We start from the raw sequence: 24,857 nt of genomic DNA, 5'->3' as shown, positions 1-24,857 counted from the left end.
TGTTCAGTCTGCCGGCAAGGGGGTTCTCCCTCCCGGGCGTGCGCTCGGGGCGCTTTCGGGGTGGTCCGTGCCCATGGGGGGCGGGTGTTCGAGGTCGCCACCGCCGGGGTTTCGGCCGAGCGTGTGGAAGCGGCCCGTGTCACCAATCCGGCCCGCGCGACGCGCCGATTCTCGGTGTCCCCCGGGCGCGGAGGCCTGAGTCCCCCACGGGATCGGGCGTACATTTCGGGCAGAACGTATGAATGTCCAGCCCTCGCCCTGGGGCTTCACAGGGTTGATCACTTAGGGTTATGATTTACCTGCACGGAGTGATTTAGATCGGTCCGGGCCCTTCCGGACACCGCGAGCTTCTGATTCAATTAAGAGCCGGTAACTATCGGCCCGCCAGACTGTCCTAAACCACGGGGGGAGCAGGGACATTGCGCGGAACGAGCACGATGTGTGAACCAGTCATGCAGGCTGCCGCCGCACCCGACAGCTACGTCTACGACCCGACCTGGCTGAGCCTGGCGCAGTGCATGGGGGATGCCTGCGTCGTCTGCCACGTCAAGTGGCCCCGGCCTCGTCGGGAGCTCGGTGAGCTGCCGGATGGGACCCGGGTGTTCGGGTGCGACGAATGCGCGGGGATCATCGGGCACCAGCCCGTCCCCGAGCCGTTGTTCGCCGCACACTGATCGGTGTGCCGCCTTCGGGTGGTCAGCGGACGGTCGCGCCCCGGGTCCAGGGGGAGAAGTAGGACCCGGAGCGCGTCCGTCGACGCGCCCGCTTCCATGGGGAGGAGGGGAATTGAGCGCGCCTTCTCCAGGATGGTTCTCGTGACACACGTGGCCCGACGGCCACGTCCCCGTAGGGCGTCGGTGTCAACGATACTCCGTGTGGCCCATCATCGACGGTCAGTGAGAGACATCCATGCCGTATTTCGGTGAAGTTCGTCAGCCATTGGTGGGAAAGCCCAGGTCGACGCCTCCTTCGGGGCGTCGGCTCGGATCGGTCCAACGGGCGGTGACGGCCTTCGTTCGCGTGTAGAAGTGAACACCCTCCGTGCCATGGGCGTGCGAGTCACCGAAGAGCGACTGCTTCCAACCCCCGAACGAGTAGTACGCCATGGGCACCGGGATGGGCACGTTGATGCCCACCATGCCGACCTCGATCTCGTTCTGGAAGCGCCGCGCGGCACCGCCGTCGTTGGTGAAGATCGCCGTTCCGTTGCCGTACGGGTTGTCGTTGACCAACTCGACGGCCTCGTTGTAGTCGGCCACGCGCACGACGCTCAGGACCGGACCGAAGATCTCCTCCCGATAGCAGGCCATCCGCGGCCCCACGTGGTCCAGCACGGAGGGACCCAACCAGAAGCCGTCCTCGTCACCGTCCGGGACCGGGTGCGCCCGACCGTCGATCGCCAGGGTCGCGCCCTCGCGCACCCCCGACTCCAGGTACGAGGCGACCTTGTCCCGGTGTTCGCGGGTCACCAACGGCCCCATCTCGCTGCGCTCGTCGTCGCCGGGCCCCACCCGTAGCCGGGCCACACGCTCCTTGATCCGCTCCAGCAGATCGTCGGCGACCGAGTCCACCACCGCCACCGCGGAGATGGCCATGCACCGTTCGCCCGCCGAACCGAACCCGGCGGAGACCGCCGAGTCCGCGGCCAGGTCCAGGTCGGCGTCGGGCAGCACCACCATGTGGTTCTTCGCTCCGCCCAGCGCCTGCACACGCTTGCCGTGTTCGGCCGCGGTCCGGTAGACGTACCGCGCGATCGGGGTGGAGCCCACGAAGCTGACCGCGGCGACGTCCGGGTGCTCCAGGATCGCGTCCACCGCGACCTTGTCGCCGTGCACCACGTTGAACACGCCGTCGGGCAACCCGGCCTCCCGCCACAGCCGGGCCAGGAAGGAACCCGCCGACGGGTCCTTCTCACTGGGCTTGAGCACGAAGGTGTTGCCACAGGCGATCGCCACCGGGAACATCCACATCGGCACCATGGCGGGGAAGTTGAACGGGGTGATGCCGCTGACCACGCCCAGGGGCTGCAGGATCGAGTAGGAGTCCACACCCGTGGACACGTTCTCGGAGTAGCCGCCCTTGAGCAGGTGGGGGATGCCACAGGCGAAGTCCACGACCTCCAGTCCGCGGGCCACCTCGCCCCGGGCGTCGGAGAAGACCTTGCCGTGCTCGGCGCTCACCAGCCGGGCCAGCTCGTCGGAGCCGGCGCGCAGCAGCTCGCGGAACCGGAACAGGATCTGGACGCGCTTGGACAGCGAGGTGTCCCGCCAGCCGGGGAACGCCTTCTTGGCGGCGGCCACCGCGGCGTCGACCTCCTCGGGGCCGGCGAGGTCCACGGTGCCGCGGACCCGTCCGGACGCCGGGTCGTAGACGTCCCCGGTCCGCTTCGCGGGGCCCTCGTGGGCGGTCCCGCCGATCCAATGCGTGACGTGTTCGCTCATGCTTCCTCTTCCTCCCGGGGGGGGCGTGTCAGGCCTGGTCGGCTACCGCGCGGACGGCGTCCAGCAGGATGTCGCGTCCCTCGGCGGCCTCCTCGGTGGACAGGTTCATCGGAGGGGCCATCCGCAGCACGTTGCCGTGCACGCCGCCCTTGCCCACCAGTAGCCCGCGCTCGCGGGAGGCCTCCAGCACCCGCCCGGCCAGGGCGGAGGAGGGCGCGTCGGTGGCCGGGTCGACCATCTCGATGGCGAACATCAGCCCCTTGCCGCGCACGTCCTTCACGCAGGAGAGTTCGCGCAGGGCCCGCAGCCCGTCGATGATGGTGCCGCCCTGCCGCAGCGCGTTGCCCTGCAGGTCGTGTTCGAGCACGTGGTCGAGGGTGGCGCCGGCCGCGGCCATGGACACCGGGTTGCCGCCGAAGGTCGCCACCCCCAGCGCCGGGAGCCCGTCCATGAGGTCGCCGCGCGCCACCACGCCGCCCACCGCGAACCCGTTGCCCAGGCCCTTGGCGAACGTCATGGCGTCCGGGGTCACCCCGTGGTTCCCGATCCCGAAGAAGCTCGTGCCGGTGCGCCCCCACCCGGTCTGTACCTCGTCGGAGACGAACAGGATGCCGTGCTCGTCCAGGACCTCCTTGTACGCCGCGTACAGGCCGTCCGGTGGCATCGCGAAGCCGCCCACCCCCTGTATCGGTTCGGCGATGAGGCAGGCCACGTTGGGCGCCGTGGTGTCGAGGACGTCGCGCAGGTCCGCCACGCACACGTCGATGTACTCCTGCTCCGTCAGGTGCCGGAAGGCGGGGGAGGCGTGATCGGTGCCGTGCAGGTAGTGCACGTTCAGTGGGGACAGTGAGGAGTTCTTCCACGCCTTGTTCCCGGTGACCGCCACGGTGCCGAAGGACCGGCCGTGGTAGCTGCCGCGCAGGGCCAGCACCTCGTCGCTGCCGCGTCCGTGGGTGGCCAGCAGCAACGCGGTCTCGTTGGCCTCGGTGCCGGAGTTGGTGAAGAACACCTTGGCGTCGGGGATGCCGGACAGCCGGGCGATCTTCTCGGCCAGCTCCACCTGGGAGCGGATGAGGTACAGCGTGGACGTGTGCACGACGCCCTTGGCGATCTGACGTTCGACCGCCTCACGGACCTCGGGGACGTCGTAGCCGAGCATGTTCGTCACGATGCCGGTGAAGAAGTCCAGGTAGGTACGGCCTTCGGCGTCCGTGACACGGGCGCCCTTACCTCCGACGATCTCCATCGGGTTCTCGTAGTACAGGGGCATCCAGGAGGGCATGACCGCGCGGTGGCGCGCAAGGAGTTCCGACATGCCCTCAGTCTTCCCAGCGCCCACGGAATTGACCAGGCTCAGCATGTTGACATCATGCTGGTCGACTTTACATAGTGTAAACCGCCCTGGGTGTGGCCCACGTTCTACACTGACGAGGTGCTCCCCACCCTCGCCGAAGTACTGAGGCTCCCGGCCTTACAGCGCGCACGCCCCCGAGTGGTCGCCGGCTCCGAGTACCTGGACGTTCCGGTGCGCTGGGTCCACGTCGCCGAGGTCACCGATCTGGCCCACCTGTTGCGCGGTGGTGAACTCGTCCTCAGCACGGGCATCGCCATGCCCGACGACCCCGCCGCGCTGCGCCGCTACATCGAGGACCTCGCCGACGCCGGGGTGAGCGGCCTCGCCGTCGAGCTCGGCCGCAAGTACCACGCCGAACTCCCCAAGGCCTTCCTCGACGCGGCCGAGGACGCCCGTGTCCCGGTCGTCCTGCTCGACCGCGAGGCGCGGTTCGTCGAGATCACCGAGGCCGTGCACATCCGGGTGGTAAACGAACAGGTGGAGGAACTGCGCGAGTCCGAGAAGCTCCACTCGGTCTTCACCCGGCTGTCCGTCGAGGGCGCCGACGCCGTCCAGATCCTGCGGGAGGTCGGCCGGCTCTCCGGTTGCCCGGTCGTCCTGGAGAACCTCACCCATCAGGTCCTGGCCTGCGACCTCAACGGCGAGGAACCCGGAACCCTGCTCACCTCCTGGGAGAGCCGCTCACGGTCGGTCCGTTCGGGCGACCGCACCGTGCACGCGCCCACCACCGGTTGGTTGGTCACCACCGTGGGCGCGCGCGGACAGGACTGGGGGCGATTGATCCTCATCGTCGGCGCCACCCCCACGGCCCGCCAGACCATGCTCATCGAACGCGCCGCCACCACCCTGGCCCTGGGCCGTCTACTGGAACGCCACCAGGAGAGCCTGGAACGCCAGACCCACCGCACGATCATCGCCGGCATCATCGATCGTTCCTACTCCGACCCGCAGGAGGCCCTGGTACGCGCCCGCGCCGTGGGGGTGCCGCTCAACGGACGTGAACTCGTGGGGCTGGTGCTGCGCCTGCGGGAGGGCGGGACCGGGCTGGCCGCGCAGGCCCGCTTGTCCGAGACCGCCGAGGGCGCCGCCCGGGCCTGTCGGGAGCTGCGGTTGCCCGCGCTGGTGGGCTCCCTGGACGACCTACGGGTGGGGATCCTGCTGGCCCTGCCCGCCGGCCAACGGCTGGACACCACCCTGAGCCGACTGGCCGACCGGGTGCACGCCAGACTGGGCGACGCCGTGGTGTTGGCCGTGGGATCGGAGACCGACGACATCCGCACGGTGCGCCGATCCTTCCTGGAGGCTCGGCAGGTGGGGGACGTGGCCCTCAAACAGGGCGAGCGGCGCCCCTTCTACCGACTTCCCGACCTGCACCTGCGCGGGCTACTGCACCTGTTCCGCGACGACGAGCGTCTGCAGACCTACGTGGAACGCGAGCTGGGGTCGCTGTTGGACCACGACGCCCGTCGCGGCGACGACCTGACCGACATGCTCCGCCACTACCTCGGCGCGGGCCGCAACAAGGCGTTGGCGGCGAGCCGGGCGCATTTGTCCCGGCCCGCCTTCTACGAGCGGCTGCGGCGGATCTCCTCGGTGCTGGACGTCGACCTGGAATCGGTGGAGACGTGCCTGTCGTTGCACGTCGCCCTGCTGTCGCTGGACTCGGTCCGCGACCAGGGCTGACCCGGCCGATCCCTACAGGTCGGCCAGGGCCTCCTCCAGCAGGTCCAGGCCCTCATGGAGCAGGTCGTCACCGATCACCAGGGGCGGCAGCATCCGGATCACGTTGCCGTAGGTGCCCGCGCTCAGCAGCACCAGGCCGCGGGCGTGGCAGTGCTTCAGCACCTTCGCCACCGCCTCCGGGTTCGGCTCCTTACGGTCCTTGACCAGCTCGATCGCGATCATGGCGCCGCGACCGCGCACGTCGCCCACCACGTCGAACTTGCGCGCCAGGGTGTTCAACCGACCCAGCATCAGCTCGCCGATCTCCCGGGCGCGCCCCACCAGGTCACCCGACTCGATCGCCTCCAGTGAGGCCAGGGCGGCCGCGCACGCCGCGGGGTTGCCGCCGTAGGTGCCGCCCAGGCCACCGCCGTGCACGGCGTCCATCAGCTCGGCGCGACCGGTCACCGCGGCCAGCGGCAGCCCGCCCGCGATGCCCTTGGCCGTCGTGATCAGGTCCGGGACGATCCCCTCCTGGTCACAGGCGAACATGTCCCCGGTGCGGGCGAAACCGGTCTGCACCTCGTCGGCCACGAACACGATCCCGTTGGCGCGGCAGTACTCCACAAGCGCGGGCAGGAAACCGGGCGCCGGCTCGATGAACCCGCCCTCGCCCTGGATGGGCTCGATGACCATCGCGGCCACGTTCTCGGCGCCGACCTGCTTGGTGATCTGGTCGATCGCGGCGGCGGCCGCCTCGGGACCGCAGTTCTCCGGTCCGGTCGGCCAACGGTAGGCGTAGGCCATGGGCATCCGGTGGATCTCGCCGGCGAACGGACCGAACCCGTGCTTGTACGGCATGTTCTTGGCGGTCAGGCCCATGGTGAGGTTGGTGCGGCCGTGGTAGGCGTGGTCGAACACCACGACGGCCTGGCGTCCGGTGGCGCTGCGCGCGATCTTCACGGCGTTCTCCACCGCCTCGGCGCCCGAGTTCAGCAGGATGGACCGCTTCTCGTGGTCACCCGGGGTGACCCGGTTGAGGGCCTCGCACACGTCGACGTAGGCCTCGTACGGGTTGACCATGAAGCAGGTGTGGGTGAACCGGCCCATCTGTTCGGCGGCCCGCTCGACCACGCGCGGGTCCGCGTTGCCGACGTTGGTCACGGCGATGCCCGACCCGAAGTCGATGAGCGCGTTGCCGTCCACGTCCTCGATGATCCCACCGCCCGCGCGCTCGACGTAGACGGGCAGGGTGCTGCCCACACCCTGGGCGACGGCGGCGATGCGACGCTCCTGGATGGCCCTGGATCCAGGGCCGGGGATCTCGGTGACGATCCGACGGGACTGGACGACCTCGGTCGTGGCCATACGGCTGCCTCCTTGCGGGGGTCGGTTCTACGGGGTGGACGCCGGTGACTCGCCTGACAGCGAGTGGTGTCGGTTTCGCGCCTGCGCTTCGATTCGGCGTGTCCGGACGCCTGGGGGCAGAACCCTGACGGCGCCCGAACGGGCGACCCCCGGTGGTCCATGGAACAGACCATAGGCCGGGTGGAACCCGACACACATGGACACAGTGGATAATCGAAGCGGTGCCCTGTGCCATTGCGGCGGGGTGCGGATCGACGGGGTGGTCGAACGAGGGGGAGGCGCGATGCCACCGACACTGGGAGCCCTGCTGCGCACGCCCAAGCTGCGGTTGCGCCTGCTCACCGGGCAGGAAGGGCTGCACCGCAGGGTGGAGTGGGTCGCGGTCAGCGAACTCACCGACCCCACCCCGTACCTGGCCGGGGGAGAGTTGGTGCTCACCACCGGGGTGGGCTGGGTGGAGGATCCACGGGACCTGCGCGACTACGTGCGCCGCCTGGCCGAGCGCGACATCGCCGGGTTGGGGTTCGGCGCCGACGTCGTCTTCGAGCACACCCCCGACGAGCTGCGCATGGCCGCCGAGGAGTTCGGGGTGACCCTGGTGGAGGTGGCGCGGGAGACACCCTTCATCGCGGTCGGCAAGGAGGTATCGCGGCTGCTGGCCCAAGAGGAGTATGAGGGTCTGACCAGGGCCTTCGGTGCTCAGCGGGAACTTGCCCGGGCCGCGTTGCGCGGAGCGGGCGCCGTCGTCGAACGGTTGGCCCGCGAGCTCGACGGGTGGGTGCTGCTGTTGGAACCCGACGGTTCGGTTCGACACGCCGCCCCCGCCCGGGCCGCCGAGCACGCTCGCCGGTCGGCCGCCGAACTGCCCCGGCTGCGCGGGGCGGGTCCCCGCGCCGGAGTCTCGGTGGTCTCCGACGACGAGCACGTGGCCCTGCAGTCCCTGGCCATCGGTCGTCGGGTGCGCGGCTTCCTCGCGGTGGGCTCCCGCAGGGGGTTCGGCTCGCACGACCGCACCCTGGTCAACGCCGCGGTGTCGCTGCTGTCCCTGGAACTGGAACGCCCGACCACGGAGGGCGGGTCCGGGATCGCGCCGGGGGTGGTGGCCGCGCTGTTCGACGGGGCCCTGGACCCCGCGCACACGGGTGCGGCGGCCCTGCGTCGCGCCCTGCCCGACGAACCGGTGGTGGCGGTCGCCGTGCAGGGTCCGCCACCGGAGGGGCCGCTCCCGGACGGGCTCCTGACCACCGACGCCGCGGACGTCCCCTCCGCCGGCCCGGCCACCGGCACACTGCTGCTGGCCTCGGCCGAAATCCTCGACCGGCTTCCCGAGGTGTTCGACGAACTCTTCGACGGGGGCGTGGGACTGAGCGAGCCGGTGTCCTACGCCGAACTGGCCGTGGCCCGCGCCCAGGCCGAACGGGCCTTGGCCGTGTCGGTGGACGAGGGACGCGGTCCGGTGCGCTCCGGCGACCTGCCCGGCGGTCTGCTCGGGTTGCTGGAGACCCCCGCCGGGACCCGGCTGGCCGATGATCTCCTCGCCCCCCTCGACCGTCAGCGCAACGCCGCCGAACTGCTCGCCTCGCTCCGTGCCTACCTCGCCGCTTCGGGCCGCTGGGACGCCGCGGCCGAACGACTGGGGGTGCATCGGCACACCCTGCGTTATCGGATGAAACGCATCCGGGAGCTGCTCCCGGGCGACCTCGACGACCCCGATCACCGCACGGAACTGTGGATCTCCCTCCGTGTCCGCGAAGGGCGAGCCCGGCCCTGAACGAGCGGGTGCGTCACCCTGAGTGATAGTCGTCGCGGGTTCGATCATTCCGAGGGTGGACGCGCGCGGAATGCACCACAATGGGACCTGATGGCGGGGAGTAATCATCTGATCACAAGAGGGTCGGATGCTCAGGGGGACGCTGTGAGGTCACTGCGAGACGAGGCACGGAGCGGACCGGCCGGTACCCACACCACCGTGGGCGGAACGGTCGGCGACACGGGCGCCCAGGGCGTCGGGGTGGGAACGGCCTCGCTGCGCTGGAAGCCCCCCGTCGACCAGGGCGAGGTCCGCTCGTTCCTGGCCTACCTGCGCTCCTGTCTGCACCGGGAGGCGGTCCACGGCCACGTGGTGCGCGCCGAACACCTGGAGTCCGACACCTGCTCCTGTTTGCCGGCCGGTCCGGAACTGCTCTTCAGCGGGGCCAGGGACACCCTGCCTTTGCACCACGAGAGCGCCCGTGTCACACGACTCGCCGGTCGCCATGGTCAGGCCCTGCGCTACGGCTACCCCCTCGTCGTCCTGCCCGGTGAACCGGCGGACGAGATCGACGCGCGGGTGACGTTGCCACTGCTCACCGTGGACGTCCGGGTCGTCGACGAGTACGACACCAGGGGGGGCGGCGAGCGGCTCGGGGCCGGTGACGTGCCCCTGGTCCGGGCCATCGGCCCACCCGACGTCAACATCGCCCTGCTGGCCCGCCTGGGCATCACCGACCCCGAGGACCTCTTCGAACTGCGCACCAGGTTGCGCGCCGGGGCGCCCGACACGGTCCACCGGCCGGCCGCCGTCGCCGACCTCGCCGCGAAGGTGCGCACCCTGCTCACCCGCCTGGAGATCGAGCGCGTCGACGACATCGCCCCGCTCGGCACCCGCGGTCTGCCCCGCACGTTGAACGTCGGCGCGCACAACACCGCGGTGCTCCTCCGCGCCGGTCCGGGCGGCCGACCCGAGATCGAGGAACCCGAACCCGGCAGTGTCGAGGGTCTGTTGGCCGACCTCGACCCCACCGACCGGGACGGTCTGGACCCCGACGCCATCGGTGGCACCGCCCTGGAGTCCCTCCTCGGAGCACGCCCCTTCGGTGGCAAGCTCGCCCGTGACCAGGGAACGGACGGGGACCGACCGGCCCGGGGTCGACGGCGTCGCGCCACCGGTCGGCGAGCCCAGGGCACCGCCGAGGCCACCGCTTCCACCGTGCCCGTCCCGGTCTCGGCCACCGCCCTGTCCCAGCCCCGATATCGGGCACTGGGTTCGGCCATGCGCGAGCAGCTCACCGTGGTCGCCGCCCCGCCCGGGTCCGGTGCCTACGACCTCGTGGACGCCATGGTTCGCACCGCCGTCACCGCCGGGCAGCGCGTCCTGGTGTGCGCGTGTACCGAAGCCGATGTCGAGGCGGTCCTGCGCCGGGCCGACACCGACCCCGGCCACCCCGTCATCCGGGCCGGTGACCACGGACGACGCGCCGCCGAGGCACGCCTGCTCACCAGGGTCCTGGGCCGGCACACGGGGGCCGTCCCCGTCACGATGACCCCCGACGACGAGGACCCGGACCGCTCCGACGACCTCACCGACGCCTGGAACCGGGTCCGCCAGGTGTGGGAGGCCATGGACACCATGGCCTCCGGCGGCCACGCCCTCGCCCACCTGGCCGAGGAACGAGGCCGCAGCATCGCCCGCGGCTGGGACCCCGACACCTTCTTCACCCCCGAACGAGGCGGCCCCGAGTACTGGCTGCACCGCGCCGAACGCGCGGCCGCCGGCGGGTTGGGCGGCCTGTCCCACCGCGCCGCGGTCCGCCGCGAACTCGGCGTGACCACCGATCCCGACAGCCTGGCCCAACTGTGCGCCGTGGCCCGCCTGGAGAGCGACTGGCGCGAGGCCGTGGACCGCCGTACCCGCAGCGCGCCCCTGGCCGAACTCACCGACGATCTCGCCCGCGCCCTCCACGACCACCGGCGCGCCGGGGCGCAGCGTCTCACCGCGAACACCGAACTCCGGCTCTGGCGCGGTCGCGCCGCCATCGAGAACCGCCTGGAGACCCTCAACTGGCACCACGGCGGCGGCCGAACCGGACTCACCGGACTCCTCGGAGCCCTACCGGCCTGGGTCTGCCGCACCGACCAGGTCCGTGCCCTGCCTCCGCAGGCCGGCCTGTTCGACCTGGTGATCGTGGCGGGAGCCGAACGAACCCGGGTCGGTGAACTCCTGCCCGTCCTCTACCGGGCCGACCGCGCCGTCGTCCTCGGCGACCCCGCGCACCCCGGGCCGCTCACCGCCCTGGAACCCGAGGAGGAACGTCGGGCCCTGGCCACCGCCGGGCTCGTTCCCGACCTTCTCGACGACCGAGCCCTGCGCTACGGTGCCGGCTCGGCCCTGCGCGCCGCCTACAAGGCCGCTCCGCCCATGCTGTGGCTGGACGAGCACCGGGGTGCCCCCGAACCCCTGGCCACCGTCGCCGCACGCCACTGCTACGGGGGACGGGTCTCGGTGATCACCGAACCCGAACCCGCCCGAGGTCCCGTCTTCGACTGGCGTGACGTCACCGGCGCGTGCGAGGCCGCGCCGGGGTCCTCCTACATCAACCGTGACGAGGCCTATCGGGTCGCCGTGGTGGTCGACGAGCTCGACCGGGAACTCCCCGAAGGGCACACCCTGGCCGTGGTCGCGCCCCTGCAACCCCAGGTGGCGTTGGTCCGCCGGCTGCTGCGCCAACGCGTCCTGCGCCGGCCCGTCCGGGTCGGTGGCCCGGACCTGCTGACGGAGGGCGGCGGTACCAACGACGTCACCCTGCTGTCCCCGATGCTCACCACCGGCGGGCCCGCCATCGCCGAACGCCGGGTGCGCCGGATGAGCCACCTGTGGGCGTCGATCCTCACCCGGACCCGACGTCGGCTCGTGGTGGTGGGGGATCGATCCCACTGGGCCCAGGGCGACGGACCCCTCGCCGACCTGATCGCCGGGGCCACGACCACCGGCACCGTGGCCACACCCGTCGATCCGGCCGGCGCCGCCCTGGTCGACGCCCTGCGCGCCGCCGGCACCGACGTCACCGTCGCGCCACGACTGCACGGTCATGCCGCCGACCTGCTCGTTCGCTACGGAGCCCGCAGGGTGGTGCTCCTGCTCGACCGCGAGCCCGACGGTCCCGCGCTACGTCGGCTCCTGGCCCGCGGCGAGGCCCTCAACGGGGCCACCGACGACCTCGTCGTGGTCGTCCCCGCCTGGCGTTGCCTGGCCGACCCGCGCGCCCTGGTCGAGGAGATCCTCTCCGCCTGCTGACCCCGGCCCCCGCCGCCCGGATCCCGGTCCGCCCCGGCCCGCGCCCCACCTATCCTGGGAGGCCACGCGCACATGCCCGAATCACCCTGGTTCGCCCGACAGGCCAGGCGATGCCGCGGGCGAAGAAGGGGAGACTCGGGTGCCCGAGGGACACACACTGCACCGGCTGGCCACACACTTCGACAAGGTCTTCGGCGGCGGCGCCGTGCGCGCCACCAGCCCCCAGGGCAGGTTCTCCGACGGGGCCGCGCGCGTCGACGGGCGGGTCCTGGTCGAGAGCGAGGCCCACGGAAAGCACCTCTTCCTGGGCTTCGACTCGGGCGAGTGGCTCCGCGTCCACCTGGGCCTCTACGGCGCCTGGACCTTCGGGGACGTCGATGGTGAACGTCACCTGGGCGCACCACGGGCCCCAGGCGCGGATCGGCTCGAACTGGAGCGCGACCCCGACGGCTTCGTCGTTCCGCCCGCTCCGGTGGGGGCCGTCCGCGCCCGCCTGGTCAACACCGGTGGCTGGGCCGACCTGCGTGGCCCCTCGGCCTGCGAGGTCATCACCACCGACGACAAGCACGCCGTCCAGAACCGGCTGGGTCCGGACCCCCTGCGCCCCGACGCCGACCCCGACCGGGCCTGGGGGATGATCTCGCGCTCGCGTACGACCATCGCCGCGCTGCTGATGCGCCAGGACGTCATCGCGGGCGTCGGCAACATCTACCGCGCCGAGTCCCTGTTCCGTGCCGGGATCGACCCCCTGACCCCCGGTAGGGAACTGGGCCGGGAACGGTGGGACACCCTGTGGGAGGACCTGTCCGTCCTGCTGCGTGACGGGGTGCGGGACGGCTACATCATCACCACCCGACCCGAGGACCGTCCCGATCCCGACGCCCACCCCGTGCCCCGGCCCGACACCCTCTACGTGTGCTACCGGACCGGTGAGCCCTGCCGGGTGTGCTCCTCGCCGATCGCCTCCTCGGAACTGGCCGGACGCACCCTGTACTGGTGCCCCGGATGCCAGCCCTGAGCCTCTCCCGAACCCTCCGTCCCACCCGTCACATCCGTCACAGTCGGGAAACTCCCTGGACCACGCCGTATGCGCGTGGGTTACAATCCCCTCTCGGTGACTGAACCGGTTCAGTACGTGAAGTAATGGGGAGGCGGCTTGGGGTCTGTGATGAGGCGCCCGACGATCATGGACATCGCCAAGGCGGCGGGCGTGTCCAAAGGGGCGGTTTCCTACGCCCTCAACGGCCGCCCAGGAGTGTCCGAGACCACGCGGGAACGGATCCTCTCGATCGCCAGCGACCTCGGTTGGGCTCCCAGCAACCCCGCCCGAGCACTCGCCCCGGGAGGGCGGGTCGGCGCGATCGGCATGGTGGTGGACCGACCCGCCCGATCCCTCGGGATCGAACCGTTCTTCATGCAACTGGTCTCGGGAGTGGAGACCGAGCTCGCGGCCGCCGGCATAGACCTGATGCTCCAGGTGGCCGAGGACATCGGCTCCGAGCTCGCTGTCTACCGCCGCTGGGCCGCCGAACGCCGTGTCGACGGCGTCGTCATAGTGGACCTGCGGGTGGATGATCCCCGTCCCGAGGCCATGGGCGTCCTGCCGCTGCCCGCGGTCGTCCTGGGCGGGCCGGGCGGCACCGGCGGGCTGCCGTGCCTGTACACCGACGACGGCGCCTCGGTGCGCGAGGTCGTGCACTACCTGGCCGCGCTGGGCCATCGCCGGATCGTTCGGGTGGCCGGCCCCGAGGACTTCGTGCACACGGGCGACCGCACCCTCGCCTTCCAGGAGGCCGCTCGCCGAGCGGGCCTGGAGGAGGCGCGCACGGTGCACGCCGACTACACCGGGGAGGCCGGCGGGCGCACCACGCGGCGACTGCTCGCCGCCGCCGAGCCGCCCACCGCGCTGGTCTACGACAACGACCTGATGGCGTTGGCGGGCCTGGGCGTGGCCTCGGAGATGGGCGTGAAGGTGCCCTCGCAGCTGTCCATCGTGGCCTGGGACGACTCCGCGCTGTGTCGTCTGGTGCGCCCCTCGCTCACCGCTATAAGCCGTGACGTGTTCGGTCACGGTCGCATAGTGGCCGAGATGCTCAACCGACTCCTGGCGGGGGAGCGCGTCGAGGATCGGGAGACCCCGTTGGGCGAGCTCCAACCCCGGGGGAGCACGGGCCCCTTGACCCCTTGAACGAGGATGGTGGCCCGACGGCGTGCACGGAACCGGTTCAGTGCCGGTCTTCTCGGTGTGTCTTCGGGTCGACATGCCTGTTACAAGCGGATAACACCGAAGTGACGGGGATTGACGGGCTTCGTCCGGGCATGCTGTTGTGGACCTCACTTACCCGGTTCAGTAACGGCCCTTCGCGCTCACTACTGGGAGCGCTCCCAGCCTTCCTCTCAGGAATCGGCTTCCCCCCTGAAAAGGGCCGACCGGGTCGAAGGAGGAGTCGAGATGAAATCTCTGAGACTTCCCGCCGCCCTTGCGGCGGTGGCGCTCATCGCCACCGGCTGTTCGGACGAAGGCGGGTCCGCCAACGGTGGCAGCTATCCCCGGGAGGAGACCCTGTACACCACGGGTACCGCCTGGAGTCCGCCGACCAGCTGGAACCCCATGATGCGCGGCAACTTCGCCGTCGGCACGATCGGCATGGTCTACGAGTCGCTCTTCCACTACGACCCCGAGTCCGGGGAGTACGTCCCCTGGCTCGCCGAGGGCGACGAGTGGCCCGACGAGCAGACCCACGTCATCAACCTGCGCGAGGGGATCACCTGGAACGACGGTGAGCCCCTGGTCGCCCAGGACGTCGTCACCACCCTCGAACTGGGCAAGGTGGACGGCGTTCCCTACAGCACGGTCTGGGACTACGTCGAGTCCGTCGAGGCCACCGACGAGCAGACCGTCACGGTGAACTTCTCCGAGCCCCGTGCCCAGGAGTGGATGAACTGGGCCTACTCCAACCCGATCGTCCCGGACCACATCTGGGCCGACATGGAGGAGACCCAGATCGTCGAGGGCGCCAACGAGAACCCTGTCGGCACCGGCCCCTACGGCTACGAGTCGCACGACGACGAGCGCATGATCTGGGAGCGCAACGACGACTGGTGGGGCACCGACGCGCTCGACCTCACCATGGACGCCCGCTACGTCGTCGACATCGTCAACGCCTCCAACGACGTCACCCTGGGCATGCTCACCCAGGGCGAGGTCGACCTGTCCAACAACTTCCTGCCCGGCATCGACCAGGTGTTGGAGAGCAACGAGCTGATCACCAGCTACTACGACGGCCCGCCCTACATGCGCAGCGCCAACACCGCGTGGCTGATCCCCAACCACGACGTCGCCCCGCTGGACGACGCGGCCTTCCGCCAGGCGCTGGCCCACGCGATCAACATCGATCAGATCATCGAGGGTCCCTACTCCAACCTGGTCGAGGCCGCCAGCCCCACCGGTCTGCTCCCCGAGTGGGACGACTACATCGACCACGAACTGGTCGAGGAGGCGGGCTTCAGCCACGACAAGGACGAGTCCGTGGCCTTCCTGGAGGACGCCGGCTACCTGGACGAGGACGGTGACGGCTTCGTCGAGACCCCTGACGGTGAGCCCATCTCCCTGACCCTGGCGGTCCCCTCCGGCTGGACCGACTGGATGGAGGCCGCGCGCCTCATCGCCCAGGACGCCCAGGAGGTCGGCATCAACATCGAGGCCGAGTTCCCCGACGAGGACCTGCTGAACCAGAACCGTAACAGCGGTGAGTACGACCTGGTCATCAACAACGCCCGGCAGCTGAGCAACACGCCGTGGACCTACTACGAATACCTCTTCCAGATGCCCATCCGCGATGAGCAGACGACGGTGAACTTCCACCGTTACGAGAACGAGGAGGCGTGGGACCTCACCCAGCAGCTCGCCGCCGTCCCCGCGGACGACACCGAGGGCATGGCCGAGGTGAGCTCGCAGATCCAGGAGATCTACCTGGAGGAACTCCCCACCATCCCGCTTTGGTACAACGGCCAGTGGGCGCAGGTCAGCAACGCGAACTGGACCAACTGGCCCAGTGAGGACGGCGACCTGGCCACCCCCGCGGTCCTCTGGGAGGGCTGGTACGAGCTGGGCTTCATCGAGACCCTCGCGGCGATCGAACCCGCCGCCGAGTAGGCCCCTGGGAGCGCTTCCGCCCCGGGAGCGCTCCGTGAACCCGCCCCCGTCGCGGTGCCCCGGCACCTCGACGGGGGTACTCGACCGCCCATCGCCATCACCAGGAGGAACGTGTGTGGCGCTACATCGGACGTAAGTCCTTCGTCTACCTGCTGACGTTCATCGTCGCGGTCACCATCAACTGGATGATCCCCCGCTTCATGCCCGGCGACCCCGTCCGGAGCATGCTCACCCGCGCGGCGGTCGACGACCCCGACGCGCTCGCCCGCATGACCGATTACTACAACGGGGTCTTCGGCCTCGACAAGCCCCTGTACGAGCAGTACTTCGCCTTCTGGGCCGGACTGTTCCGGGGTGACCTCGGCATCAGCGTGATGCTGTACCCCCAGGAGGTCACCGACGTCATCATGCGCGCGGTGCCCTACACACTCGCGCTGCTGCTGCCCGCCATCCTCCTCAGCTGGATCATCGGCAACCGCTTCGGGGCCTTCGCCGCCCGTAGCAAGATCCTGGACAACACGCTCCTGCCGGTCGGTTACGTCCTGACCGCGACCCCGTACATGTGGCTCGCGCTGCTGCTCGCCTGGAGTCTGGGCATCGTCGCCGGGGTCTTCCCCACCTCCGGCGGCTACAGCTTCTCCCTGCGCCCGGAGTTCAGCTGGCTGTTCATCTCCAGCCTGATCACCCACTGGGTGCTGCCGTTCCTGTCCATGTTCGTCGTGGCGTTGGGCGGCTGGGCCATCGGCATGCGCAACCTCATCATCTACGAGCTGGAAGCGGACTACTCCAACTACCTCAAGTCCCTGGGCGCGCCCCGGAAACTGATCCGCCGCTACGCGTTCCGCAACGCGATGCTCCCGCAGATCACCGGTCTGGCCGTGCAGCTGGGCACGGTCATCGCCGGCGCCCTGCTCACCGAGATCGTCTTCAACTACCCCGGCCTCGGCAGCCTGATCCTCGATTCCCTGAACAGCCGCGACTTCTTCCTGCTCCAGGGGGTCTTCCTGTTCGTGGTCGTGGGCGTGCTGATCGCCAACTTCATCATCGACATCATCTACGTCCTGGTCGACCCGCGTACGCGCGTGCAGATGACGGGAGGCGCGTCATGACCAACGTTCCCGGAGCGCCGGGGTCGGCCGATTCCGGCACCGCCCCCGAACCGGTCGCCGAGCGCAAGGTCTCCGAGACCCTGCACTTCGCCCGGCGCAACCCCAAGCTCCTCATCGGGCTGAGCATCGTGCTCGGCTTCCTGCTGCTCGGCCTCGTCGGGCCCTTGTTCGTCGACCACGGCCCCAACCAGTACGTCGGTCCGCAGACGCAGCCGCCCAACGGCGAGTACTGGTTCGGCACCACCACGTTCGGTCAGGACGTGTGGGCCCAGTTCGTCTACGGAGTGCGTTCGACCTTCATCATCGGTTTCCTCGGCGGCGGCATCGCCTTCGTCATCGGCACCACGGTCGGATTCGTCGCCGGGTACAAGGGCGGGATCATCGACGAGATCCTCAACATGATCACCAACGTCGTGCTGGTGCTGCCCGCCATGGTCGTGCTGATCGTGGCCGTGGCCTACCTGGACGTCCAGGGTCTCTTCACACAGGGCCTGTTCATCGGTCTGACCTCCTGGCCCTGGGCCGCGCGAGCGGTCCGCTCCCAGGCGCTGACCCTGGCCAACCGCGACTACGTGGACCTGGCCCGGCTCAGCGGACGGCGCACCTGGCGGATCATCACCGCCGAGATGGCGCCCAACATGAGCTCCTACCTGGTGATGTCGTTCATCCTGATGTTCGGTGGGGCCGTCCTCATCGCCGCCGGACTCGACTTCATCGGTCTGGGCCCCACCAACGGTGTCTCCCTCGGCATGATGTTGGAGAGTTCCATGCAGTGGAGCGCCCTACAACTCGGCATGTGGTGGTGGTTCCTCCCGCCGGGTGCCGGGATCACCGCGATCGTCGGTTCGATGTACATCCTCAACGTCGGGTTGGACGAGGTCTTCAACCCCAAGCTGCGGGAGCTGTGATGACACTCCGCGTCAACGACCTGAAGGTCTACTACCAAACCCTGCGCGGGGACGTCCACGCCCTCGACGGGGTGAGCTTCGACCTCGCCGACGGGGAGATCATGGGCCTGGCCGGTGAGTCCGGCTGTGGCAAGACCACCCTCGGCAAGAGCCTGATCCGGCTGGACAACCGGATGCGGCACGTCGACGGCACCGTCGAGCTGGACGGCGAGAAGCTGCCCATCTCCGACGACGACGCCATGAACCCCTACCGGTACCACGAGATCTCGCTCATCCCGCAGTACGCGATGAGCGCCCTCAACCCCACCCGCAAGATCGGGCGGATGATCAACGAGCTCCTGAAGGCCCGAGGGGTGAAACCGGCCAAGATCGCCGACGAACTGCGCCGCCGCCTCGAACTGGTGGGCCTGGACCCCGACGTCCTCGACCGGTTCCCCATCGAGCTGTCCGGCGGCATGAAGCAGCGCGTGGTCATGGTGATGTCCACCCTGCTCGACCCGTCCCTGCTCATCGCCGACGAGGCCACCTCGGCCCTGGACGTGTCCACCCAGCGTTCGGTGGTGGAGTCCATGGTGGAGTTCCGTGACCGGGGCTTCATCAAGAGCATGATCTTCGTGACCCACGACATCTCGCTCGTCTACCAGATGGCCGACACGGTCATGGTGATGTACGCGGGCCGGGTCGCGGAGAAGGCGCCGGCCTCCACGATCATCAACGACCCACAGCACCCGTACACCAAGATGCTCATCGGCGCGCTGCCGGAGGTGGGATCCACCACCGCCGACACCCGCCTGGAGGGCATCCCGGGCACCCCGCCCGGACTGCTCGACCCACCCACCGGCTGCCGGTTCAAGGCCCGGTGCCCCATCGCCTCGGAGGAGTGCTCCGAGACGCCGCCGCTGGTGGAGATCGAACCCGGCCACTGGGCCGCCTGCTGGAAGACGGGGAGGTAGCGCCGTGCTGGAACTGAGCCATGTGCACAAGGTGTACCGGGTGGGCGCGTTCGGCGGCGCCAAGCTGCGCGCGGTGCGCGACGTGAACCTGGTGGTGGAACCGGGTGAGGTGGTGTCGCTGATCGGTGAGTCCGGCAGCGGCAAGAGCACCCTCGGCAAGATGGTGCTCGGCCTCACCAATCCCAGCCAGGGCAGCATCACCTTCGAGGGCAAGGACGTGACCCGCCTGAGGGGGTTCGCCGAGAAGAAGGAGTACTACCGCCACGTGCAGGGCGTCTTCCAGGACCCCTTCAGCTCCTTCAACCCCATCTTCAAGGCCGACCGGGTCTTCGAGATGATCCGTTCCTCCTACTTCCCGGGCGTCTCCGACGCCGACTGGCGGAAGAAGGTCCTGGACGTGATCGGGACGGTCCGCCTGGACCCCGAGAACGTCCTGAACAAGTACCCGCACCAGCTCAGCGGCGGGCAGTTGCAGCGACTGCTCATCGCGCGGGCACTGTTGTTGGACATCCGTCTGCTGGTGGCCGACGAGATCATCAGCATGCTGGACGCCTCGACCCGGATCGACGTGCTCAACCTGCTGGCCGACCTCAAGGAACGCGGCCTGGGGATCCTCTTCGTCACCCACGACCTGTCGCTGGGCAACTACGTCAGCGACCGGTCGGTGATCCTGCGCAAGGGCGCCATCGCCGAGATGGGCCCGACGAAGCAGGTGTTCGACAACCCGCTGCACCCCTACAGCCGTCACCTGCTCTCGTGCGTGCCCCAACTGCACCGCACCTGGGCCGAGGTGGACGCCGAACTGGCCGCGGACCCACCCGAGGACGTCCAACTGCCCGTGGTCGCCGAGGGCGACGACTCCGCCCCACTGGTGGAGGCGGAGCAGGGGCACTTCGTCGGAATCGATCAGCGCTGACCCTCCCCTCTTTCGGGGGACGGTGGCACACAGAGGGAAGAGGAGCACGCATGACCGCGTGGTTCGACCTGCACGACGGCTGGACACTGGCCGCGACGCCCCATGAGGGCGCGCTCGCCGAACCGGCCGCCACGCTTCATGGGGCCGGGGGGCTCACCGCGACCGTGCCGGGCTGCGTCCACACCGACCTGCTCGACCACGGTCTGATCGAGGACCCCTACCTCGACGACAACGAGACCCGTCTGGGTTGGATCGGGCGCACCGACTGGAGCTACACCCGCTCCCTGTCGGCGGAGGTCGCCGCCCTGGCCGGTGATACGCCGGCCGAACGCGTCGACCTGGTGTGCGAGGGACTGGACACCTTCGCCACCGTCCGAGTCGGCGACCGCGAGGTGGGGCGCACCGCGAACATGCACCGGTCGTACCGGTTCGACGTCACCGAGGCGCTGGGCGAGGCCGGGGCGAGCCCCGGGCTGGAGGTGCGTTTCGACGCCCCCTACCGGCGCGCCGAGGCCGAGCGTGACCGTCTCGGGCCGGTGCCCGCCGCCTACGACGAGCCCTACCAGTACGTCCGCAAGATGGCCTGCAACTTCGGCTGGGACTGGGGGCCGACCGTGGTCACCTCCGGGATCTGGCGGCCGATCCGCCTGCACGCCTGGTCGACGGCGCGTCTGGCGTCGGTGCGGCCGCTGGTCTCGGTCTCCGCGGACGGCTCCCGGGGAAGGGTCTCCCTGCGGTTGAACGTGGAGCGCACCGAGGCGGGGAACGACACCGTGTTGACGGTGAACGCGTCGGTCGCCGGAGTCACCGGGACCGTCACGATCCCGGCAGGGGAGGACGAGATCGCCCTCGACCTGGAGGTGAACGACCCCGACCTGTGGTGGCCACGCGGCCACGGCGGCCAACCCCTGTACGACCTGTCGGTGGAACTGTCCGCGCCCGGTGTCGTCCTGGACACCTGGGAACGCCGGATCGGGTTTCGCGACGTGGCGGTGCACAGCGCCCCCGACGAGCACGGGGCGGCCTTCGCGGTCCGTGTCAACGGTCGCGACATCCTGGTCAGGGGCGCCAACTGGATCCCCGACGACACCTTCCCCTCCCGGCTGGACCGGGCCCGCTACACGGAGGCGATCGACCAGGCCTGCGGGGCCGGGATGAACCTGCTGCGGGTGTGGGGCGGTGGGATCTACGAGGCGGACGACTTCTACGACGTGTGCTCCGAGCGCGGCGTCCTGGTCTGGCAGGACTTCCTGTTCGCCTGCGCCGCCTACCCGGAGGACGAGCCCCTGTGGTCGGAGGTGGAGGCGGAGGCCCGAGACGCGGTCGTCCGCCTGTCCCCGCACGCCTCGCTCGCGGTGTGGTGCGGAAACAACGAGAACATCTGGGGCCACGAGGACTGGGGCTGGAAGGAGAAGTTGGCGGGGCGGTCCTGGGGGGCCGGGTACTACCTGGACCTGTTGCCTCGGGTGGTGGCCGAACTCGACCCCACCCGCCCCTACTGGCCGGGCAGCCCGTACTCCGAAGGCGAGGGTGTGCACCCCAACGACCCCGCCCACGGCACCATGCACCTGTGGGACGTGTGGAACGAGCTGGACTACACAGTGTACCGGGACCGCAGGCCGCGGTTCGCCGCCGAGTTCGGATACCAGGCGCCGGCGAACCACGCGACCCTGCGCGCGGCCGTGTCGGACGACCCGCTCACCCCCACCTCACCGGGTGTGCTGCACCACCAGAAGGCGATCGACGGCAACGGCAAGCTCGCTCGCGGGCTCGCTCTGCACTTCGGCGACCGTGAGTGGTCCTACGACGACTGGCACTACCTCACCCAGGTGAACCAGGCCAGGGCGCTGACCGTGGGCATCGAGCACTTCCGTTCCACCTGGCCGTACTGCACCGGCACGGTGGTCTGGCAGATCAACGACTGCTGGCCGGTCACCTCCTGGGCGGCGGTGGACGGCGCGGGCAGGCGCAAACCCCTGTGGTACGTGCTGCGCCGCGTCTACGCCGACCGGGTCGCCACGGTCCAACCCGTCGACGACGGGCTGACCGTGGTGCTGGGCAACGACACCGACACCGAGTGGGTGACGGAGCTGACGGTGACGCGCCGTGACATCGCCACGGGGTCGGAACTGGCGGCCTCCTCGCACCCGGTCCGGGTGGCGCCGCGCGGCGCGCTGCGGGTCCCGGTGCCCGAGGAGGTGTCTCGGTCCGGCGAGCCGGGCGGTGAGGTGATCACCGTCGACGGGGCGGACGAGCGCGCGTGGTGGTTCTTCGCCCGAGACCACGAGATCGCGTACAGAAAACCGGAATTCGAAGTGGAAACCCGGGTCATTGGTTCCGATTTGCGGGTGAAGGTGCGGGCCGGAGTGCTCTTGCGGGACCTGGTCCTGAACGTCGACAGGATCGCCCCGGACGCCGTCGTGGACAGCGCCCTGGTGACCTTGTTGCCGGGGGAGGAGCACACGTTCACCGTTCACGGCGGCGCCGACCTCGATCCGGGGAAGGTGTCGGCGTCACCTGTCCTGAGGTGCGTCAACGACACCCTTGTGGCCTCTTTGTGAGCATCATGTGACGTTCCGGTGATCGCCACCTGAATAACACGGGACCCCCATGCGGCCCGCCGGTATTCCTCGGCGGGCCGTGTGTGTTGCCACACTCGAAACCCTCACTCGGGGCGCCGGCTGTGGTACGTTCAAGGTGATTGTTAGTCGTTGAATTTCGCAGTTGGTGTCTTGCCCGCGGAGTTTGTGACCGGCGGGCGGTTTCTCATGGAGTCGGCTCGCGGCAATTATCGGGCGTGAGTATGCGTCCGTGTTACACCGAGCTGAAGGAGAGAACATGGCTCAGGGAACTGTGAAGTGGTTCAACGGCGAGAAGGGCTTCGGCTTCATCTCCCCCGACGGCGGCGGCCCCGACGCCTTCGTTCACTACAGCGCCATCCAGGGTTCGGGCTTCCGTAACCTGGAGGAGAACCAGCGCGTGGAGTTCGAGATCGTCGAGGGCACCCGTGGCCCGCAGGCCGAGAACGTCGTCGCCATCTAACGATCGCACAGACGTAGCGTCGTCGCCCCGCTTAGCAGGGGCGTGAACGTCGCCGAACACCCCCGGACGGGTACCACCCGCCGGGGGTGTTCTTTTTGTGTCCGCGGGGTCCGCGTGCCGTGCGCACGGCGCCGGACACACGAACGCCCCGGCCGTGGGGAAGACGGTCGGGGCGTTCGACGTTCGGATCAACCGGCCAGGAGGCGCTCCGTGTGCTCGCGCACCTCGGGGGTGTCCAGGCCGCGCACGGTCACGGTGGTGCGGCGACGCAGCGCGTCGTCGACGGTCACCGCCCACTCGTGGTCACGGGCGAAGACGACCTGCGCCCACACGTCCGGGCCGTCCGGGTGGATGCGCTCGCCCAGCTCCGGCCGGTCGCGGACCAGGGCCGCGATGTCCATGGCCAGGCTCCCGTAGTGGGTGGCCAGGTGTCGGGCGACGAGCGGGTCCACGCGTGCCCCCGGCTCACGGTCGATGATGAGCCGCTGGGTGACCGCGTCGGGGCTGGCCAGACCGGGCAGCGGAACGGTCCGCAGCGGGTCGGCCATGCCCTCGCCCAGCGGCACGGACGACACCTTGCGCAGCGCCTCCACCACGGTCCGACCGATGTGCCGGTAGGTGGTCCACTTGCCGCCGGCCACCGACAACATCCCGCCGCGACCCTGGGAGACCACGGTCTCCCGCTTGGCGGAACTGGTGTCTCCGGGGCCGCCCGGCAGCACGCGCAGGCCGGCGAACGAGTACGTCATCCGATCACGGTCCAGGTAGGAGGGGTCGATGCCCATCGACGCCTCGCTCAGGATCTGGTCCACATCGGAGGGGACCACGCCCACGTCGGCCGGGTCGCCCTCGTAGGCCTCGTCCGTGGTCCCGAGCAGCAGGTGACCCTCCCACGGGATCGCGAAGGACACCCGGTACTTGTCCACGGGGATGGTCAGCGCCGCGCGCCACGGGTCCGGGGTGTTCAGCACCAGGTGGGCACCCTTGGACAGGCGCACGCTGGGCGCCGCGTTCGGGTCCTCCATACGACGCAGGTGGTCCACCCACGGGCCGGTGGCGTTGAGCACCAGTCGCGCGTCCACGCCGAACTCCTCGCCGGAGACCCGGTCGCGCAGTTCGGCGCCGGTGACACGACCGCTGGTGGTGCGCAGTCCCCGCACCTCGGCGTGGTTGAGCACCACGGCACCGGCGTCCACGGCCGCGCGCACCGACATGACGGCCATGCGGCTGTCGTTCATCTGGTGGTCGCTGTAGGCGGCCACCGACTTGAGCCCGTCGGTGCGCAGGCCCGGGGCCAGGCGCTTGGCCTGCTTGGGGGAGAGCAGCCGGCCCATGCCGTCGCCGAAGGCCGACAGCGCCGAGTACAGGAAGACGCCCGCACCCATCTTCGCGGCGCCGTGCGGGCCGTCGTTGTAGATGGGCACGAGGAAGGGGCGGTGGTTGACCAGGTGCGGGGCGACGTCGGAGGCCAGCGAGCGACGTTCGCGGTGGTTCTCGGCGACCAGGCGCACGTTGCCGGTCTGAAGGTAGCGCAGTCCGCCGTGCACGAGCTTGGAGGAGGCGCTGGAGGTGGCGCCGGCGAAGTCGCCGGCGTCGACCATGGCCACACGCAGTCCGGCCTGGGTGGCGGTCCACGCCACGGAGGTCCCGAGGATGCCGCCGCCGATGACCAGGAGGTCGAAGGTGCCGCGGGTGAGTTCCTCACGGGTGTGGCTCCGGTATAGGGGTGTGGCGCGGTGGGTGTCGGCCTTCATGGCTGGTGCTCCGTCCGTTGGGGAGGGGTGGCTGGTGCACGTACCTGAACGGACTCCGCGATTCAGGCTGGTGTCGACTGCATGATACGACAATGCCGAACGATGCCCAAGGTTGACCGCCCCTTGTTCTGAACTCCGCCT

Annotated in this window: 17 protein-coding genes; 13 read left to right on the top strand and 4 right to left on the bottom strand. The window is 69.9% G+C overall.

Features of this window, described 5'->3' with window-relative positions; genetic code table 11:
• The first annotated feature begins 437 nt into the window (after nt 1-437).
• On the top strand, nt 438-674 hold the full coding sequence (locus ABZ717_RS00175) for a hypothetical protein (protein ID WP_358503114.1): 237 nt from the start codon (nt 438-440) through the stop codon (nt 672-674).
• Between the two features lie 258 nt (nt 675-932).
• Here ABZ717_RS00175 and ABZ717_RS00170 read toward each other — a convergent pair whose 3' ends face one another.
• A complete protein-coding gene (locus ABZ717_RS00170; RefSeq protein ID WP_358503111.1) occupies nt 933-2,441 on the bottom strand; it encodes a CoA-acylating methylmalonate-semialdehyde dehydrogenase in 1,509 nt (502 codons plus the stop codon).
• A 28-nt stretch (nt 2,442-2,469) separates the two neighbouring features.
• Nucleotides 2,470-3,756 (bottom strand): aspartate aminotransferase family protein, encoded by a 1,287-nt coding sequence (locus ABZ717_RS00165; RefSeq protein ID WP_358503108.1) that lies wholly within the window; start codon nt 3,754-3,756, stop codon nt 2,470-2,472.
• Between the two features lie 117 nt (nt 3,757-3,873).
• Here ABZ717_RS00165 and ABZ717_RS00160 point away from each other — a divergent pair, with 117 nt between their 5' ends.
• The gene (locus ABZ717_RS00160; protein ID WP_358503105.1) at nt 3,874-5,478 is read left to right on the top strand and encodes a PucR family transcriptional regulator ligand-binding domain-containing protein; all 1,605 of its coding nucleotides are present in this window, start codon (nt 3,874-3,876) and stop codon (nt 5,476-5,478) included.
• A 12-nt stretch (nt 5,479-5,490) separates the two neighbouring features.
• On the opposite strand, the gene gabT is transcribed toward ABZ717_RS00160, so the two are convergent.
• Nucleotides 5,491-6,825 (bottom strand): 4-aminobutyrate--2-oxoglutarate transaminase, encoded by a 1,335-nt coding sequence (gene gabT, locus ABZ717_RS00155; protein WP_358503102.1) that lies wholly within the window; start codon nt 6,823-6,825, stop codon nt 5,491-5,493.
• A gap of 283 nt (nt 6,826-7,108) precedes the next feature.
• Here gabT and ABZ717_RS00150 point away from each other — a divergent pair, with 283 nt between their 5' ends.
• From ABZ717_RS00150 to ABZ717_RS00100, 11 genes are all read left to right on the top strand, one after another.
• Nucleotides 7,109-8,596 carry a PucR family transcriptional regulator gene (locus ABZ717_RS00150; RefSeq protein WP_358503099.1) on the top strand — a complete coding sequence of 496 codons (1,488 nt, stop codon included), beginning with the start codon at nt 7,109-7,111 and terminating at the stop codon, nt 8,594-8,596.
• A gap of 144 nt (nt 8,597-8,740) precedes the next feature.
• Nucleotides 8,741-11,878: a DNA helicase gene (locus ABZ717_RS00145; RefSeq protein ID WP_358503096.1), complete on the top strand. Its 3,138-nt coding sequence runs from the start codon at nt 8,741-8,743 to the stop codon at nt 11,876-11,878.
• 139 nt (nt 11,879-12,017) lie between these two features.
• A complete protein-coding gene (locus ABZ717_RS00140) occupies nt 12,018-12,896 on the top strand; it encodes a DNA-formamidopyrimidine glycosylase family protein (RefSeq protein ID WP_358503093.1) in 879 nt (292 codons plus the stop codon).
• Between the two features lie 150 nt (nt 12,897-13,046).
• Nucleotides 13,047-14,066 carry a LacI family DNA-binding transcriptional regulator gene (locus tag ABZ717_RS00135; RefSeq protein WP_358503091.1) on the top strand — a complete coding sequence of 340 codons (1,020 nt, stop codon included), beginning with the start codon at nt 13,047-13,049 and terminating at the stop codon, nt 14,064-14,066.
• Between the two features lie 264 nt (nt 14,067-14,330).
• Complete coding sequence (locus tag ABZ717_RS00130) at nt 14,331-16,034, top strand: ABC transporter substrate-binding protein (RefSeq protein ID WP_358503088.1); 1,704 nt, start codon at nt 14,331-14,333, stop codon at nt 16,032-16,034.
• A gap of 113 nt (nt 16,035-16,147) precedes the next feature.
• The gene (locus ABZ717_RS00125; protein WP_358503085.1) at nt 16,148-17,143 is read left to right on the top strand and encodes an ABC transporter permease; all 996 of its coding nucleotides are present in this window, start codon (nt 16,148-16,150) and stop codon (nt 17,141-17,143) included.
• The gene (locus tag ABZ717_RS00120) at nt 17,140-18,051 is read left to right on the top strand and encodes an ABC transporter permease (RefSeq protein WP_358503082.1); all 912 of its coding nucleotides are present in this window, start codon (nt 17,140-17,142) and stop codon (nt 18,049-18,051) included. The genes ABZ717_RS00125 and ABZ717_RS00120 overlap by 4 nt, the downstream gene beginning before the upstream one ends.
• Nucleotides 18,051-19,004, top strand: a complete 954-nt coding sequence (locus ABZ717_RS00115) for an ABC transporter ATP-binding protein (protein ID WP_358503079.1) — start codon at nt 18,051-18,053, stop codon at nt 19,002-19,004. Before ABZ717_RS00120 ends, ABZ717_RS00115 begins: the two co-directional genes overlap by 1 nt.
• A gap of 4 nt (nt 19,005-19,008) precedes the next feature.
• A complete protein-coding gene (locus tag ABZ717_RS00110) occupies nt 19,009-19,920 on the top strand; it encodes an ATP-binding cassette domain-containing protein (RefSeq protein ID WP_358503076.1) in 912 nt (303 codons plus the stop codon).
• Nucleotides 19,921-19,970: 50 nt separating this feature from the next.
• Complete coding sequence (locus ABZ717_RS00105) at nt 19,971-22,481, top strand: glycoside hydrolase family 2 protein (RefSeq protein ID WP_358503073.1); 2,511 nt, start codon at nt 19,971-19,973, stop codon at nt 22,479-22,481.
• 277 nt (nt 22,482-22,758) lie between these two features.
• A complete protein-coding gene (locus ABZ717_RS00100) occupies nt 22,759-22,962 on the top strand; it encodes a cold-shock protein (protein WP_067601566.1) in 204 nt (67 codons plus the stop codon).
• Between the two features lie 188 nt (nt 22,963-23,150).
• Here the strand turns inward: ABZ717_RS00100 and ABZ717_RS00095 are convergent, their stop codons facing one another.
• Nucleotides 23,151-24,716 (bottom strand): glycerol-3-phosphate dehydrogenase/oxidase, encoded by a 1,566-nt coding sequence (locus ABZ717_RS00095; RefSeq protein ID WP_358503070.1) that lies wholly within the window; start codon nt 24,714-24,716, stop codon nt 23,151-23,153.
• Between the last annotated feature and the right edge of the window lie 141 nt (nt 24,717-24,857).

The sequence above is a fragment of the Nocardiopsis sp. NPDC006832 genome (assembly GCF_040635885.1).
Lineage (GTDB): Bacteria > Actinomycetota > Actinomycetes > Streptosporangiales > Streptosporangiaceae > Nocardiopsis.
The sequence above is the reverse complement of the archived record's forward strand: the minus strand, read 5'-3'. Positions and strand labels throughout refer to the sequence as shown.